Origin of the sequence: Agrococcus terreus, from assembly GCF_014645235.1 — a bacterium.
In the GTDB taxonomy this organism is placed as follows: Bacteria; Actinomycetota; Actinomycetes; order Actinomycetales; family Microbacteriaceae; genus Agrococcus; species Agrococcus terreus.
This window is the reverse complement of the sequence record NZ_BMLM01000001.1, coordinates 750,923-766,181: the sequence shown is the minus strand read 5'-3', so window position 1 is coordinate 766,181 and position 15,259 is coordinate 750,923. Positions and strand designations below refer to the sequence as shown.

The following is a 15,259-nucleotide window of genomic DNA, read 5'->3' as shown; positions in this document are numbered from 1 at the left end:
CGCACGCTGGGAGCATGACCAGACGACTCGCTGCGATCGCCGGCATCGTGCTCGCCGGCACTCTCCTCGCCGGATGCGGCGCCCTCGGCGGCGCCGCCAGTGCACCCGAGCGCGAGGTGCCGGGCGTCGCCGTGCCCGACGTCGCCGTACCCGACGTCGGCATGCCCGGCGTCGACCCGGGCTTCGACGCCGGCGCCGAGGAGGCCGCATCCGGCGGCGACGGGATGGGCGGCGAGGGGATGCCGGGTGTCGCCCCGAGCGAGGACGAGGCGGTCATCGTCTCGGGCGCGCTGAGCATGCGGGTGGCGGATCCGATCGCGACGGCCGACCGGGTCGCCGACGAGGCGGAGCAGCGCGACGGCGGCGTCGACCAGCGCTCCGAGGGCGCCTCCACCGACTTCGAGCCGGCGTGGTCGACGCTCGTCGTGCGGGTGCCGGCCGAGGAGGTCGAGCCGATGCTCACGGCGCTCCGCGCGCTCGGCGACGTGACGCGGGTCGACCTCGGCGAGCAGCGCGTCACCGCCCAGGTGCGCGACCTCGAGGTGCGCGTCGACGCGACCCGCGCCTCGGTCGAGCGGCTCACCGAGCTGCTCGCGAGCGCCGCCGACACCGAGACGCTGCTCGAGGTGGAGGCGCAGCTGACGCAGCGCACGGGCGAGCTGGAGCAGCTGCTCTCGGAGCAGCGTTCGCTCGCCGATCAGGTGGCGATGTCGACCCTGCAGGTGGACATCCGCTCGACGACGGTGCAGGGCCCCACGGGCACGCCGACCTTCTGGGACGGCCTCGTGGCCGGCTGGGCGGCGTTCCTCGCCTGGGGCGCGGCCGCCCTCTACGGCTTCGGCGAGGCGCTGCCGGCGCTCGTGCTGCTGGTGCTGCTGGGCCTGGCGATCTGGCTGGTGGTGCGTCGCATCCTGCGCCGGCGTCCCACGTCCCCGACCGCCGGTCCCGCGATCGGCAACCCCGCGGGGCGAGCCTCCGCGGCCGACGACGGCACCGCGCTCGCCGAGGATCGCACCGACGAGGGCGTCGCCACCGACGAGCGGGATCCGGTCGCGCGCGACTGAGCGTTCGCGTGCGAAGACCCTCTAGGTGAGGTTGAGACTCTCCGCTAGCATCGGAATCCGGTTCTGCCCACCGGTCACGAGGTTCCCGCATGCACCGCTCCATCCTCGCCGCCGTCGCCGCCCTCGGCGTCGGCGTCGCGACGCTCGCCCCCTTCGCCGCGCCGAGCGTCGCGAGCACGCCAGCGGCGGGCGACCTGCCGGCCGTGCAGGAGGCGCACTTCGACATCATCGCGAAGATCAGCGAGCTCGACGCGCTCGCCGCCGAGCACCGGATGGGCACCGTCGCCGGAGACCCGGAGGCCGGCACGATCGACGTCGGCTGGGTGGGCGACGTGCCGGGCGACGTGCAGCGGATCGCCGACGACGCGGCCATCGACGGCATCGATGTGCGCTTCGTGCCCCAGGCGGCGTCGGCCGCCGCGCTCACCGAGGTCGCCCAGGGCGTCGCCGCCTCGCTCCCCGTCGAGGGCGCCTTCGGCGTGCAGATCGGCGACGAGGGCCTCACGGTCGAGGTGCCCACCGAGGAGGCGGCCGAGGCGGCCGGCGACGTGGCGATCCCGCTCGACGACGCCGGTGTGCAGCGGGTGCTGGAGCGCGCGGAGTCCGACGCGGCGGCCCTGGGCGTCGACCTCGTGGTCGAGCGCACCGACGACGTGCCCCTCTCCGCCGCGCGCGTCGACCCCGCGGGCCGAGCGCCGATCCAGACCGGCCGCACCGACGACCGCACCGAGCTGTCGGGCGGGATGCGCGTCCTGACGCAGTTCCGCAGCGGTGCCTTCGTCTCGTGCACCTCCGGGTTCACCGGCGTGCAGGGCCACCGCCCGTTCATCCTCACCGCGGCCCACTGCAGCGACTACATGGACTCGCGCGCCGTCCGCAACTACGCGGGCGCGGGCATCGGCACCTCCGACCTGGTCGCCGAGCTCAACGACGGCGCGCGCGCGACCGACCTCGGCATCATCGCCCTCGACTACGAGGCGCGCACGCTGCCGCGGATCTACCAGTCGCAGACCGGCACCGTGCCCATCACGTCCGCGATGACGACCGCGCCGCCCTCGGGCTACTACCTGTGCTCGTCCGGTCAGGTCACCGGCTGGAAGTGCGACCTGCGGGCGGGCGCGCCGTACGTGGCGTGCTACTCCTCCTCCGCGGGCTCCGAGTGCATGAACGTGCAGCTGGTCACCTCGAGCACCGGTCGCGCCTTCTGCCTGGGCGACTCGGGCGGCCCCGTGGTCTCGCACCCCAACGGCGAGGGCGCGACCGCGGTCGCGGTCGTGTCCGGCATCCGGGGCACCCCCGTCAACGGCTGCGGCCCGACCGGGCTGATCGCACCGGTCGCCGACCTCTTCAGCACCGTCTGGGGCACCCAGCTGCACACCACGCCGATCGGCTCCACGAGCGGCGCGCCCGACCCTGCCGTGCTGCGGTCGCTGCTCGACTCGATCAACGCGGAGCGCCGCACCGCCGGCCAGGCACCGCTCGCGATCGACACGTGCCTCTCGGGCGTCGCCGGCCGCTGGGCCGCGACGATGGCGCGCGACTCGCTCGCGGGCAGCGCCCACAACCCCACGCTGGATGCCGACATGCGCGCCTGCGCCGCTCGCGGCTGGGGCGAGAACGTGGGCCGCACGATGACGACGAACCCGGATCCGACGAGCATGATGCGCACGTGGATGGCGTCGACCGGACACCGCAACAACATCCTGAACGCCACGTTCACGCACATCGGCATCGGCGTCGAGCGGGGCTCCAACGGCTCCTGGTACTACGTGCTCGACTTCGCGCGCCGCTGACCGGATCCTCCGCCCGCTCACACCTGCGGCGGGCAGGATGTCGCCATGCCCGCCGACGACACCGCCCCCATGCCGCTCGACGATCCGGCCGTCATCGCCGCCGTGGAGCGATGGATGCCGGGCACCCGCTGGTATCCGCTGAAGGGCGTCGAGGCGGCCGTCTCGCTCGAGCGGACGTGGCACCTCGGCGACGAGACCGCGATCCTGCTGCTGCGCGCGGGCGAGCTGCTGCTGCAGGTGCCCGTGGCATGGCGCTCGGAGCCGGGGGCCGCCCCCATCGCCGAGCTCGACGGACGGTGGCTCGTCGACGGCTGCGCCGACCCTGCGGCGGTGGCGGCGCTGCTCGACGTCGCAGCCGGCGGTCGCACGGTGCCGGGGCTCACCGGCCAGGCGTCGCGCAGACCGGCGGACGGCGCCGTCCGGGTGGTCTCCGGCGAGCAGTCGAACACCTCGATCATCGGCGGCGACGGCACCTGGATCGCGAAGGTGTTCCGCGTGGTCGCGCCGGGCGACAACCCCGACGTCGTCGTCACGGGTGCGCTCACCCGCCAGGGCACGGCATCCGTGCCCCACCTGCTCGCGTCGCTGTCGGGCTCCTGGCCTGCGGGCGCGGCGGAGGTGACGGGGCACCTGGTCGCGGTGTCGGCGTTCGTGCAGGGCGGCGAGGACGCCTGGGCGCTGTTCCGAGCGCACGCGCTCGCGACCGTGCGCCACGAGGCGCAGCGCGGCGACGCCCCCGATGCGCGCGCCCTCGGCACCGCCGTCGCGACCGTGCATCGCGAGCTCGCCTCGGCGCTGGGCACCGCCGAGGCCGGGACGGACGACACGGCGCGCTTCGTCGCGGGGCTCGAGCAGCGCCTCGCCTGGGCGCGCGACGAGGCGGCGGAGGTGCTGCAGCCGCTCGATGTCGGGCTGTCGCGCGCGGCCGAGGCGCTGCGCGCGCTCGACGGCCTGGGAGCGCTGCAGCAGATCCACGGCGACCTCCACCTCGGCCAGGTGCTGCGCGACCGCGACGGCCGCTGGATCCTCCTCGACTTCGAGGGCGAGCCGCTGCGGCCGCTGCACGAGCGCATGGTGCGCGAGCCGAGGCTCCGCGACGTCGTCGGGATGCTCCGCTCGTTCGACTACGCCGCCGGCTCGGCGCTGCAGGAGTCGCCCGAGGGCGAGCCGTCGGCCGCCGGCGACTGGGTGGTCGCCCGGCAGGCCGAGTTCCTCGAGGGCTACGGGATCGAGCTCGGCGCCGTCGATCCGCACGACCCCGTGCTGCGGGCCCTGCTGCTCGACAAGGCGCTGTACGAGGTCGTCTACGAGCTGCGCAACCGCCCCGACTGGCTGCCCGTGCCGCTCGCCGCCGTCCGCGCACTGGTGGGGTGAGCCTGGTGCGAGGCAGCGCGGGGGGCCGTCGGCGGCTCGTGCTCGTCGTCGCGGCCGTCGCGGCGCTCGCCATCGCCGCCTCGCTGGCGCTGTCGACGCTGCGCACGGGACCGGCCCCGGCTCCCGCGCCGTCGCCGTCCGGCGGGCCCGCGTCGCCGGAGGCGGGCGCCGATGCGCCGGTCGCGGTCTTCATCGGCGACTCGTACACCGTGGGCGCCGGATCCGAGATCGCCGGCAGCGGGTTCCCCGCCATCCTCGGCCAGGCGCGCGGCTGGCAGGTCGTCAACCTCGCCGTGTCCGGCACGGGCTACGTGCGCGCGCACGCGGCGGGCTACTGCCCCGAGGGCGGCTGCCCGGCCTACGCGGGCGTGATCGACGACGCGGTCGCCGCGGATCCGGACGTCGTCGTGGTCTCCGGCGGCCGCAACGACCTCGGCCTCGAGGGCATCGACGCGGCCGTCGCCGACTTCTTCCAGCAGCTGCGCGCCGCGCTGCCCGAGGCGCGGATCGTCGTGACCTCGCCGCTGTGGGACGACTCCGCGACGCCGCCCGAGCTCGTCGCGATGCGCGAGACCGTCGCGCGGGAGTCGCGGCGCGTGGGCGCCGAGCTCGTCGATCTGGGCGACCTCTTCGCGGGGCGGCCGGAGCTCATCGCGCCGGACGACCTGCACCCGAACGCGGCCGGCCTCCGGCTCATCGCGGAGCGGATCGACGAGGCGCTGGGCGCAGGTTAGCGCCGCTACCCGCGGTCGCCGCGCGCGAGCACCTCGAGCAGGTACCGGCCGTAGCCGGACTTCGCGAGCGCGGCCCCGCGCTCGCGCAGCTCGTCGTCCGAGAGCCAGCCCCGTCGCCACGCGACCTCCTCGGGCGCGCCGATCTTCAGGCCCTGCCGGCGCTCGATGGTGCGCACGAACTCGCCCGCCTCGGACATCGAGTCGAAGGTGCCGGTGTCGAGCCACGCGGTGCCGCGCGGGAGCACCTCGACGCGCAGCCGGCCCTGGGCGAGGTAGGCGGCGTTGACGTCGCTGATCTCGTACTCGCCGCGGGCGGAGGGCTCGAGGTCGCGGGCGATCTGCACGACGCTGCTGTCGTAGAAGTAGATGCCGGGCACCGCGTAGTTGCTGCGCGGCGCGGCCGGCTTCTCCTCGATCGAGATGGCGCGGCCGTCGTCGTCGAACTCGACGACGCCGTAGGCGGTGGGGTCCGCCACCCAGTACGCGAAGACGGCGCCGCCCTCGATGTCGGCGAAGCGCGAGAGCCGCGAGCCCATGCCGGGCCCGTAGAAGATGTTGTCGCCGAGCACGAGGCAGACGCTGTCGTCGCCGATGAAGTCGGCGCCGATCACGAAGGCCTGCGCGAGGCCGTTCGGCTCGGGCTGCACCGCGTACTCGATCGAGATGCCGAACTGCGAGCCGTCGCCGAGCAGCCGCTCGAACTGCGGCGCGTCGTGCGGGGTCGTGATGACGAGCACCTCGCGCACGCCGGCGAGCATGAGCGTGGCGAGGGGGTAGTAGACCATCGGCTTGTCGTACACCGGCACGAGCTGCTTCGAGACGCCGAGCGTGATCGGGTGCAGGCGGGTGCCGGAGCCTCCGGCGAGGACGATGCCCTTCATCGCTGCTCCCGGCCTCAGTCGCGGCCGTAGATGTCGCGCGTGTAGACCTTGTCGGCGACGTCGTCGAGCTCGGCCGACTGCCGGTTCGCGACGATGACGTCGGCGCGCGCCTTGAACGCGTCGAGGTCGCGCATCACCTCCGAGCCGAAGAACTCGTCCTCGGCGAGCGTGGGCTCGTAGATGACGATCTCGACGCCCTTCGCGCGGATCCGCTTCATGACGCCCTGGATCGACGAGGCGCGGAAGTTGTCGGATCCGGACTTCATGATGAGCCGGTGGATGCCGACGACCTTCGGGCCGCGGCGCAGGATGTCGTCGGCGATGAAGTCCTTGCGGGTGGTGTTCGCCGCGACGACCGCCGCGATGAGGTTCTGCGGGACGTCGCTGTAGTTGGCGAGCAGCTGCTTGGTGTCCTTGGGCAGGCAGTAGCCGCCGTAGCCGAAGGAGGGGTTGTTGTAGTGGCCGCCGATGCGCGGGTCGAGGCCGACGCCCTCGATGATCTGCGCGGCGTCGAGGCCGTGCGTGGCCGCGTAGGTGTCGAGCTCGTTGAAGTACGCGACGCGCAGCGCGAGGTACGTGTTGGCGAAGAGCTTGATCGCCTCCGCCTCGGTGGCGTGCGTGAGCAGCACGGGCACGTCGTCCTCGTCGGCGCCCTCGAGCATGAGCTCCGCGAAGCGGCGGCCGTGCTCGCCGGTGTCGCCGACGACGATGCGCGAGGGGTGCAGGTTGTCGTGGAGCGCGCGGCCCTCGCGCAGGAACTCGGGCGAGAACACGATGTGGGCGCCCGGGTGCTCGCCGCGGAGCCGCTCGGTGAACCCGACCGGCACGGTCGACTTCACGACGATCGTCGCGTCGCGCGTGACCTCGAGCACCTGCGCGATGACAGCCTCGACGGAGCGGGTGTTGAAGAAGTTCTCGACCGGGTCGTAGTCGGTGGGGGTCGCGACGACGACGAGCTCCGCGCCCTCGAAGGCGGCGGCCGCGTCGGTCGTGGCGGTGAGGCTGAGCGGCTGCTCGCGCAGGTGCTGCTCGAGCTCGGCATCGACGATGGGAGAGCGCCGCTCGTTCACGAGGTCGACCTTGCGCTGGTCGATGTCGACCGCGACGACGTCGTGGTGCTTCGCGAGCACGACTGCATTCGACAGGCCGACGTAGCCCGTGCCGACGACGACGATCTTCACGTTGCACCTTGCTTCCTACCGGCGGCGCCGGCGATGATCCCGAGGGCGCGGTGGCGCCCCGGCCAGGCTAACGGCCCGCGGCGGCGGAGGATTCCCGCAGACGGACGGGGCGCCGCGCCTCGGCGCCGCGCCCCGTCCGGAGAGCTCAGCGGTTGCGGTACTGCTCGACGATCTCCGCCGAGATGCGCCCGCGGGTCGCGACGGGGATGCCGTTCGCCTCGGCCCATTCGCGGATCGCCGCGGTGTCGTTCGCGCCGCCGGACTTCTTCGCGCCACCCGAATTGCGCGTCGCGGCCTTCCGGCCGGAGACGCGCCGAGACGCGCGGATGTAGTTCTCGAGCGAGTTCGAGAATTCCTCGATGTGCGAGTTCGTGAGGTCGATCTCGTACTCCGCGCCGTCGAACGCGAAGCGGACCGTGCGGCCCGCGCCGTCCTCGATCGGCTCGCCCGAGAAGTCGTCGACGAGCTGCACCAATGTCTGCTTTGCCATGCGAGGAACTGTAGCGGCGATTCCTCAGGAGAATGCACAGGCCCACGCCGGAATTGCCCCCGGACGCGGAACGGGGTACGAATGCGGGGGAATTCAGCCGTCGAGATCGGCGACGAATTCGCGGAGCCATTCCTTGAGGCCGGGCCCGAGGTCGTCGCGATCGACGGCGAGCTGCACGTTCGCCTTGATGTAGTCGAGCCGGTCGCCCGTGTCGTAGCGGCGGCCGCGGAACACGACGCCGTGCACGCCGCCCGCCGCGTCGTCGTCGGCGAGCGCCAGCAGCGCATCCGTCAGCTGGATCTCCCCGCCCTTGCCCGGCTCGGTGCGCTCCAGCACCGGGTATATCTCGGGGCGCAGCACGTAGCGGCCCACGATCGCGAGGTTCGACGGCGCCGTCCCGGGCGCCGGCTTCTCGACGAGCCCGGTGACGCGCACGACGTCGGGCTCGTCGGTCGGCTCGACCGTGGCGATGCCGTAGAGGTGCGCCTGCGCGGGGTCGACCTCCATCAGGCCGACCACGGTCGTCTCGCGCGCGCCGTGCACCTCGAGCATGCGCTCGAGCAGCGGGTCGCGCGCATCGATGATGTCGTCGCCCAGGAGCACCGCGAAGGGCTCCTGCCCGACGTGGGCCCTCGAGCGCAGCACGGCGTGGCCCAGGCCCTTCGGATCCCCCTGCCGCACGTAGTGGATGTCGGCCATCGCTGTCGACTCGTTCACCTTGGTGAGCTTCTCGGCGTCGCCCTTCTGCATGAGGATCGCCTCGAGCTCCGTCGCGCGGTCGAAGTGGTTCTCGAGCGCGTTCTTGTTGCGCCCCGTGACGAACAGCACGTCGTTGAGCCCGGCGTGCACCGCCTCCTCCACCACGTACTGGATCGCGGGGCGATCGACGACCGGGAGCATCTCCTTGGGGAGCGCCTTCGTGGCGGGGAGGAATCGTGTGCCGAGGCCCGCGGCGGGGATGACGGCCTTCGTGACAGAGTGCGGCATGCCGCCAGGCTAATGGGAGGATCGTGCCGTGGCCTCCCGATCGCGTCGAATCCTCAGCGATGCGCTGCCGCTCCGGCTCGTCGGCAACGCGGCGATGGCGGCGGCGACCGCGGCCCGCTCGCTCGGCGAGGACCCGACGCTCTTCGGCATCCAGCTGGCGCGCCGCTTCCCGCTCGCCCGGCGCGCCCTGGTGCGGGCGGCGGCATCGGCGCGCGGCGCCGACGCGGCGCTGCTCGGCGCGTGGATGCGGGGCGAGCTGGATGCCGTGCGCGGCATCCTCGACGAGACGTCCGGCCCCGGGCTCTCGCGGCTCGCGGCCGAGGTCGCGCAGGCGGCGGGCCGCCCCGAGCTGGTCGTCGACGACCCCACCGCGCATCCGGTCGCGCGAGCGCGTGCCGCGTGGCAGCTCGGAGAGGCGACGACCGCCATCGCGCTGCTCGACGGCGTTCGGGCTCCGAGGCTCCGGCGCGTGCTGCGTGCGGAGCGGGCGCTCATGACGCCGGGCACGCGCCTGCGCTGGACGCACGCCGGAGCGCCGACCGTCGACGGCCATGGCGTGCTGCACCTCCTGACGAACTCGCTGCCGCACACGCAGTCGGGCTACACGATCCGATCGCACGCGGTGCTGCGCGCGCAGCGCGACGCGGGGCTCGCGCCGGTCGCGATGACGCGGGTCGGCTATCCGGTCGTGGTCGGCGGGCTCGGCGCCCGCGCGATCGACGTCATCGACGGCATCGCGTACCACCGCGCGCTCCCCGTCGCGCTCGCGTCGACGCCCGACGGGCGGCTCCGACAGCAGGCCGATGCGCTGGCGGCGCTCGCGGCCCGGATCGGTCCCGCGGCGCTGCAGACGACGACGCACTACCCGAATGCCGTCGTCGTCCGCGAGGTGGCGGAGGCCCTCGGCCTGCCCTGGGCGTACGAGGTGCGCGGCATGCTCGAGCAGACCTGGCTCTCGGGGCTGGCCAGCGACGAGGCGCGAGAACGCGCTCGCTCGAGCGAGCGCTATGCGCTGGTGCGGGCGCGCGAGGCCGAGCTCGCCGCCGCCGCCGACGCGGTCTTCACGCTGGCCGACCGGATGCGCGACGACCTCGTCGAGCGGGGCGTGCCGCGGGAGCGCATCGAGCTCGTGCCCAACGGCATCGACGCGGCGCTGCTCGAGCGCGAGCGCCCCGCCCCGGCCGACGCGCGCCTCGGCGTCGGCCTGCCGCGCGAGGGCTTCTGGGTGGGCGCCGCGTCGTCGATCGTCGACTACGAGGGGTTCGACGTGCTCCTCCGCGCGGTCGCCCAGGCCCGCGCGGCCGGCCACGACATCCGTGCGCTCCTGATCGGCGACGGCACAGCGCGGCCGGCGCTGCTCACGCTCGCGACCGAGCTCGGCCTCGACGGCGCCGCGGTGCTCCCGGGTCGCGTGCCACGGGAGGCGGCGGCGCAGTGGCTCGACGCGCTCGACGTCGTGGTCGTGCCGCGCGTCGACCGCGAGGTCACCCGCACCGTCGCACCGCTCAAGCCGATCGAGGCGATGGCCGCGGGGGCGCCGCTGCTCGTGAGCGACCTGCCGCCGCTGGTCGAGTCCGTCGGACCGGGCATGGTCGCGGCCGGAGCGACCGTGCCTCCGGGGGACGCGGGGGCGCTCGCCGAGCGCCTGGCCGAGATCGCGAGGACGCCCCCCGCGCGCGAGGAGCTGGCCGACGCGGGCAAGCGCCGAGCGGCCGAGCGCACCTGGGGCTCGGTCGCGCAGACGTATCGCGACGCCTACGGACGCCTGGGTGTCTGACCGGGCGGGTAGCATCGTGCACGGAGCGTCGCCCGCGCTCCGCTCCCTACTCGCACAGATTGCACAGGAATCCGCATGACTCGCTCATCGCCGCGCCGCGAGTCGCAGGGACTCCGGACGCAGTGGCGACGAGCGTGGTCAACGCGGAAGTCGGGCGCCCAGCTGCTCTCCACGCCGCTCCGGCGCGACCTCGAGAGCCGCTACGGCGACCTCAGCCACCTCCGGCGCGTCGGGAGCCGGCCGCCGCTGCGCGAGTACTTCACCGAGCTGTGGGATCGGCGCCACTTCATCTGGGCAGGGGCCCGCGGCGCGGCGGTCACCCGCTACTCGAACGAACGCCTCGGCGCGCTCTGGTACGTCCTGCGCCCCCTCCTCGACGCCGCGTTCTACGGCATCGTCTTCGGGCTGATCCTCCAGGCGTCTCGCGGCATGGAGAACTTCCTCGCATGGATCGTCGTCGGCATATTCATGTATCGGCTGACGAGTCGAGCCATCACGGGCGGGGTGGGCCTCATCCGAGGATCGAAGGCGATGCTCCGAGCGTTCGCCTTCCCTCGTGCTTCCGTCGCAGTATCCCTGACGGTGCGTGAGCTCATGATGGCGATGCCTGCAATCATCGTCATGCTCGGAGGCATCGTGCTCGTGCCGCCGCACGAGATCCCGAGCGTGACCTGGTCGCTCTTCCCCGTCATCCTTCTGCTGCACACGACGCTCAACCTCGGGCTCTCGCTCCTCTTTGGCTGGCTTGGCGCCGTCCTCCCTGACCTGGCGCAGGCCATGAGCTTCGTCAGCCGGTTCCTCATGTATGCGTCTGCAGTCATCTTTCCGATCGACCGCTTCATCGACCACCCGACGATCATGGCCGTCATCGAGGCGAATCCGATCTACGTCGTACTAGACCTCTACCGCACTGTGCTCATCGACGGCGCAGTACCCCCCCTCGCCGAATGGACGATGCTCGCGGCGTGGGCCCTTGGTGCATTGACGATCGGCTTTACCGTGTTCTGGCTCGACGAGGAGCGCTACACCCGTGAGTGACTTCCAGACCGGCTGGCACCTCAGCAGCGACCCCAAGGTGACGATCGCGGCGGACAACGTGCGCCTGCGCTACCGCGTGCAGCGCTCGGGCCCGCGCTCGTTCCGCTCGATCCTCGGGAAGCGGCCGGTGAGTGGCCCAGTGCTGCGCGGCGTCTCGCTCGCCGCACGCGAGGGCGAGATGGTCGGGCTAGTGGGTCTGAACGGCTCAGGCAAGAGCTCGCTGCTGCGCGTGCTCGCCGGCCTGCAGCCCGCAACATCGGGCACCGTGGTCGCGAGCGCGCAACCGCAACTGCTCGGCGTCAGCGCTGCCCTCGTGCCCGAGCTGTCGGGACTGGAGAACATCTGGCTCGGCACCCTCGCGATGGGCATGACGCCTGACGAGGCGTACTTCGCGCGGGAGCGCATCGAGCTGCTCGCCGACCTCGGCGAAGCGATCAAGCAACCCATGAGCACATACTCGTCCGGCATGGCAGCAAGGCTGCGCTTCGCGATTTCGGTGGCCGCGGACCCGGAGATCCTGATGATCGACGAGGCTCTCTCGACTGGCGACGCCTCGTTTACCGAACGTGCGAAGGAGGCCATGCATGGCCTGATCGCTCGCGCCGGCACCGTGTTCCTCGTGAGCCACGCGGCCCAGACGATCGAGGACATGTGCACGCGAGCTCTGTGGCTCGACGCCGGAACTTTGATCGCCGACGGCCCTGCCGGAGAGGTCGCCAACATGTACCGCTACTACGCGCACAGCATCGCGCTCGGCAAGGACAGGGCTGCGAAGAAGGCGCTCGTCAGCGCGACCGAGTCCCACCCTCCCCTCTTCTCCGGAACCTGACAAGACACGGAACGACCATCATGGTGAAACCCAAGGTCATGACGATCTACGGGACTCGACCGGAGGCGATCAAGGTCGCCACCGTCATCGAAATGCTCAAGCGAGATGAGCGCTTCGAGTCGATCCCGGTGGTCACCGGTCAGCACCGGGAGATGCTCGACCAGGTCAACACGATGTTCGACATCACGCCGAAGCACGACCTCGATCTCATGATCCCCGGGCAGCCGCTCAACGGCATCGTGTCCCGCGCGATAGCGGGCATCGATGCTCTGCTCGTCGAGGAGCAGCCCGAGATCGTGATCGTGCAGGGCGACACGTCGACCGCCATGGCCGCGGCGATCGCCGCGTTCAACCGGCAGGTGGCGGTCGTGCACCTCGAGGCGGGCCTCCGCACCGGGAATATCGATTCGCCCTTCCCCGAAGAGGCGAATCGCAAGCTCATCAGTCAGGTCGCTACGCTTCACCTCGCGCCGACGAAGAGGTCGCGCGACAACCTTTTCCACGAATCGGTGGAGCCGTCGACGATCGTCGTCACGGGCAACACCGTCATCGACGCGCTGCTCGAGGCGTCTTCGTGGGACACCGTTCCCAGCGACCCCGCCGTCGCCGAGGCGATAGCGAGCGGCAGGCCCATCATCCTTGCCACCACGCACCGGCGCGAGAACCTCGGCGACAGCATGGGCGCAGTCGCCCGCGCCCTTGCGAAGCTCGCGAAGAAGCATCCAGACCACATCGTCATTCTCCCCATGCATCGCAATCCAGCAGTGCGCGAGGCTGTGCTGCCGCACCTGGAGCGGAAGGACAACGTGATCGTGACAGAGCCGCTGCCCTACGCCGAGTTCACGAAGGTCATGGCCGCTGCGCGCATCATCCTCACCGATTCGGGCGGCGTGCAGGAGGAGGCGCCGAGCCTCGGCAAGCCGGTGCTCGTCATGCGCGACAACACCGAGCGTCCCGAGGCCGTCGACGCCGGCACGGTGCGCCTCGTCGGCACCGACTACGACCGCATCGTCTTCGAAGCGAACCACTTGCTCGAAGACGAGGAGACGTACGCCGCGATGGCGAACGCCGTAAACCCCTACGGCGACGGCAAGGCGTCGGCTCGGTCAGTTGCAGCGATCGCAGCGTTGCTTGGCGTCGGCGAGCGTGAGCCAGATTTCGCCGTCAAGTAAGGCGCATCTCGCATCCAAGCCGCGACACTCGCGCGACCCTGGCACAGTCTCATGCGATGCGGCGTTGCCGCAGGCGTTGCCCCAGCGTGAGTGATCCGCAGCAGCGGTTGTGCAGGGGAACCGGGGCGGCGGCCCTAATAGCGACTTGGCTCGGTCACTTCGAACGCATTAGGAGTCCGTTCCGGGCCAGTTGAAGCCACTCGCGAGAGTGCCGGAGCCGTTCCCGCCAGGCAGGGCTAGACTGACCGGCGGTGAACGCTCACCGATGGGAGCGCCAGGACTCGCGAGTAGGGCCGGCGAGAGAGGGAGACGTGGACCACGACGCCCTCCCCCACGGTCTACCCACGGACATGACCCGTCGAGCATCCGACGTACGTTCCACCTATGAGAACCTCACCACAGAAGGACTGCGGTCGTTGGGTGAGCAGGTATCGCAGGATGCAACGTATTCGTCAAACGAATCCGGGCATTTCGCGTGGGACGTCTCACTAATGATCCGTGCCGCCTGCGTTGCGTGGCGGTACTCAGGGAGCGCTACTCACCTCCATCAGGCCGCGGACTGGTCTCAGCACGTCATCGAACGCACCGACGCGGCTCGCGGCATCACTGACTGGCGAGGACGGCGTGGGGCAGTCTGGTCCGCCGGCTCGCGCTACACCGCGGGCACCGTCCGTCTCGGAGAGAACACCGTTCCGGCCGTCACGCTGCAGGCGGCGGCAGCAGCGGTGAGGATCGAGAGGCCTAAGCCTGGCACTGCCATCGTCCATGCGATCCGAGACGATGGCACCTCGTGGTCATCACCCGAGGCGTCGCTCGACCCGTCGTCCAACGACTACCTTCCCGACGTACTCGCTCGCAGGGCTTCCGCGTATTCCGTCCGGATCCAGGGCCTCAAGGAGCCCATCGATCTGAGCTTCCTCCCGGCTGGCGAGTTCGCGGTCGAGGCGCAACGTGCGCCCCACCTCGTGCACACAGGACTGATAGTCCGGGCTCTCATCGAGACAGCGGACGCCCTCGAGGAAGCGGGCGGCGGGCACATCCTCGCGGCCGTGACGCCCGACGAGCTGTACGACGCCGGACGTGAAGCGCTCACTCATCATGATGATCAGTTGCGAAGCGGGCAGGACTATCAGTGGTATATCACTCCCGCGGACTTTCCAGGAAGGCGCCTCGCCGTCGAACTCCCTCACAATCACGTGGCTGACGTGGCCACGTCCTTCCTGCTGATCGGGCGACGCGACGAGGACGAGCGCCTTTGGAAGCGCGGTGCGTCTCTCACCGGTCCCTGGCTCAAGGAGATCTCCAGATACCAGGCTGGCGACCTTCCGCATCCTTGGTTCTACTATCCAGAAGGCAGCGATTCCTTCATAGGGGTGTCCAGAGATGCTCCGATCGCGGAACGCGAGGTGCCCGGGGTTCCTCGAGCTGAGGACAGTTCGCACGCGACGATGAGGCTTCGTGCGTTGCACGACTGGCATGCGGCTGATCCCGAACTGGTGGGACCTGAAGTCTTGGGAGTCGTCGCGGCGACACTCAGGCAGGAGTTCATCACGAAGGATCGCAATGCCTACAGCCTGCGTTGGCTCCCTCGGCATGCAGACACTGCCTCGGCAGGCTGGAGGCTCGGGTACGCCGATTCCTACCCCGGAGCCTGGGCCAGGCTGTCGCCATGGGACCCCTCCGTCAAGCGCATCGTCAACGCGCTGGCATCCCGCCGACCGCCGGAGCGCCTATTCGGCGCGACGATCCTCTCGGCCGCGGAGATCACCGCCGTGAACACGCGGGGGCGGCGCGCAGTTCGGGGACCCAGGACGAATCGACCCCGCTGAAGCCGCTCGAAGGCGTGCAAGGGCGTCCGACACCATCGTGTTCTGGTGGAGTGCGGCAGCGGCCACGTCGCACCCTGCGGAGCCGGAAGACAGGACCTGCAGAGGTCGGC

At 71.3% G+C, this 15,259-nt stretch carries 13 protein-coding genes; 9 read left to right on the top strand and 4 right to left on the bottom strand.

Translation table 11 applies throughout. The annotated features are described in order from the left end of the window. Nucleotides 1-14: 14 nt before the first annotated feature. The 4 genes from IEW90_RS03745 (at nt 15) to IEW90_RS03730 (ending at nt 4,965) form a co-directional block, all read left to right on the top strand. A complete protein-coding gene (locus IEW90_RS03745) occupies nt 15-1,064 on the top strand; it encodes a DUF4349 domain-containing protein (protein WP_188716174.1) in 1,050 nt (349 codons plus the stop codon). Between the two features lie 89 nt (nt 1,065-1,153). Further along, a complete protein-coding gene (locus tag IEW90_RS03740; RefSeq protein ID WP_188716172.1) occupies nt 1,154-2,857 on the top strand; it encodes a CAP domain-containing protein in 1,704 nt (567 codons plus the stop codon). Between the two features lie 45 nt (nt 2,858-2,902). After that, nucleotides 2,903-4,231, top strand: coding sequence for a maltokinase N-terminal cap-like domain-containing protein (locus IEW90_RS03735; protein WP_188716170.1), 1,329 nt, complete (start codon nt 2,903-2,905; stop codon nt 4,229-4,231). Beyond that, complete coding sequence (locus IEW90_RS03730) at nt 4,228-4,965, top strand: SGNH/GDSL hydrolase family protein (RefSeq protein ID WP_188716168.1); 738 nt, start codon at nt 4,228-4,230, stop codon at nt 4,963-4,965. Before IEW90_RS03735 ends, IEW90_RS03730 begins: the two co-directional genes overlap by 4 nt. 5 nt (nt 4,966-4,970) lie before the next feature. Here IEW90_RS03730 and rfbA read toward each other — a convergent pair whose 3' ends face one another. The 4 genes from rfbA to galU form a co-directional block, all read right to left on the bottom strand. Further along, entirely contained in the window at nt 4,971-5,846 is an 876-nt protein-coding gene (gene rfbA / locus IEW90_RS03725) for a glucose-1-phosphate thymidylyltransferase RfbA (RefSeq protein ID WP_188716166.1), read from the bottom strand. A gap of 14 nt (nt 5,847-5,860) precedes the next feature. Beyond that, the gene (locus IEW90_RS03720; protein ID WP_188716164.1) at nt 5,861-7,027 is read right to left on the bottom strand and encodes a nucleotide sugar dehydrogenase; all 1,167 of its coding nucleotides are present in this window, start codon (nt 7,025-7,027) and stop codon (nt 5,861-5,863) included. A gap of 145 nt (nt 7,028-7,172) precedes the next feature. Further along, a complete protein-coding gene (locus tag IEW90_RS03715) occupies nt 7,173-7,517 on the bottom strand; it encodes a histone-like nucleoid-structuring protein Lsr2 (protein WP_188716155.1) in 345 nt (114 codons plus the stop codon). A 93-nt stretch (nt 7,518-7,610) separates the two neighbouring features. Further along, the gene (gene galU / locus IEW90_RS03710) at nt 7,611-8,504 is read right to left on the bottom strand and encodes a UTP--glucose-1-phosphate uridylyltransferase GalU (RefSeq protein ID WP_188716153.1); all 894 of its coding nucleotides are present in this window, start codon (nt 8,502-8,504) and stop codon (nt 7,611-7,613) included. A gap of 28 nt (nt 8,505-8,532) precedes the next feature. Here galU and IEW90_RS03705 point away from each other — a divergent pair, with 28 nt between their 5' ends. The 5 genes from IEW90_RS03705 (at nt 8,533) to IEW90_RS03685 (ending at nt 15,149) form a co-directional block, all read left to right on the top strand. Continuing rightward, nucleotides 8,533-10,281, top strand: a complete 1,749-nt coding sequence (locus IEW90_RS03705) for a glycosyltransferase (protein WP_188716152.1) — start codon at nt 8,533-8,535, stop codon at nt 10,279-10,281. A gap of 75 nt (nt 10,282-10,356) precedes the next feature. Continuing rightward, complete coding sequence (locus IEW90_RS03700) at nt 10,357-11,319, top strand: ABC transporter permease (RefSeq protein ID WP_188716149.1); 963 nt, start codon at nt 10,357-10,359, stop codon at nt 11,317-11,319. After that, complete coding sequence (locus tag IEW90_RS03695; RefSeq protein WP_188716147.1) at nt 11,312-12,148, top strand: ABC transporter ATP-binding protein; 837 nt, start codon at nt 11,312-11,314, stop codon at nt 12,146-12,148. Before IEW90_RS03700 ends, IEW90_RS03695 begins: the two co-directional genes overlap by 8 nt. 20 nt (nt 12,149-12,168) lie before the next feature. Next, nucleotides 12,169-13,320 carry a non-hydrolyzing UDP-N-acetylglucosamine 2-epimerase gene (gene wecB, locus IEW90_RS03690; protein ID WP_188716145.1) on the top strand — a complete coding sequence of 384 codons (1,152 nt, stop codon included), beginning with the start codon at nt 12,169-12,171 and terminating at the stop codon, nt 13,318-13,320. A gap of 311 nt (nt 13,321-13,631) precedes the next feature. Further along, nucleotides 13,632-15,149 (top strand): hypothetical protein, encoded by a 1,518-nt coding sequence (locus tag IEW90_RS03685; protein ID WP_188716143.1) that lies wholly within the window; start codon nt 13,632-13,634, stop codon nt 15,147-15,149. The last annotated feature ends 110 nt before the right edge of the window (nt 15,150-15,259 follow it).

Bases quoted from the DNA above. Each gene is read 5' to 3' on its own strand.
- IEW90_RS03745 (WP_188716174.1), top strand. From the start codon at position 15: ATGACCAGACGACTCGCTGCGATCGCCGGCATCGTGCTCGCCGGCACT.
- IEW90_RS03740 (WP_188716172.1), top strand. From the start codon at position 1,154: ATGCACCGCTCCATCCTCGCCGCCGTCGCCGCCCTCGGCGTCGGCGTC.
- IEW90_RS03735 (WP_188716170.1), top strand. From the start codon at position 2,903: ATGCCCGCCGACGACACCGCCCCCATGCCGCTCGACGATCCGGCCGTC.
- rfbA (WP_188716166.1), bottom strand. From the start codon at position 5,846: ATGAAGGGCATCGTCCTCGCCGGAGGCTCCGGCACCCGCCTGCACCCG.
- IEW90_RS03715 (WP_188716155.1), bottom strand. From the start codon at position 7,517: ATGGCAAAGCAGACATTGGTGCAGCTCGTCGACGACTTCTCGGGCGAG.
- galU (WP_188716153.1), bottom strand. From the start codon at position 8,504: ATGCCGCACTCTGTCACGAAGGCCGTCATCCCCGCCGCGGGCCTCGGC.
- IEW90_RS03700 (WP_188716149.1), top strand. From the start codon at position 10,357: ATGACTCGCTCATCGCCGCGCCGCGAGTCGCAGGGACTCCGGACGCAG.
- wecB (WP_188716145.1), top strand. From the start codon at position 12,169: ATGGTGAAACCCAAGGTCATGACGATCTACGGGACTCGACCGGAGGCG.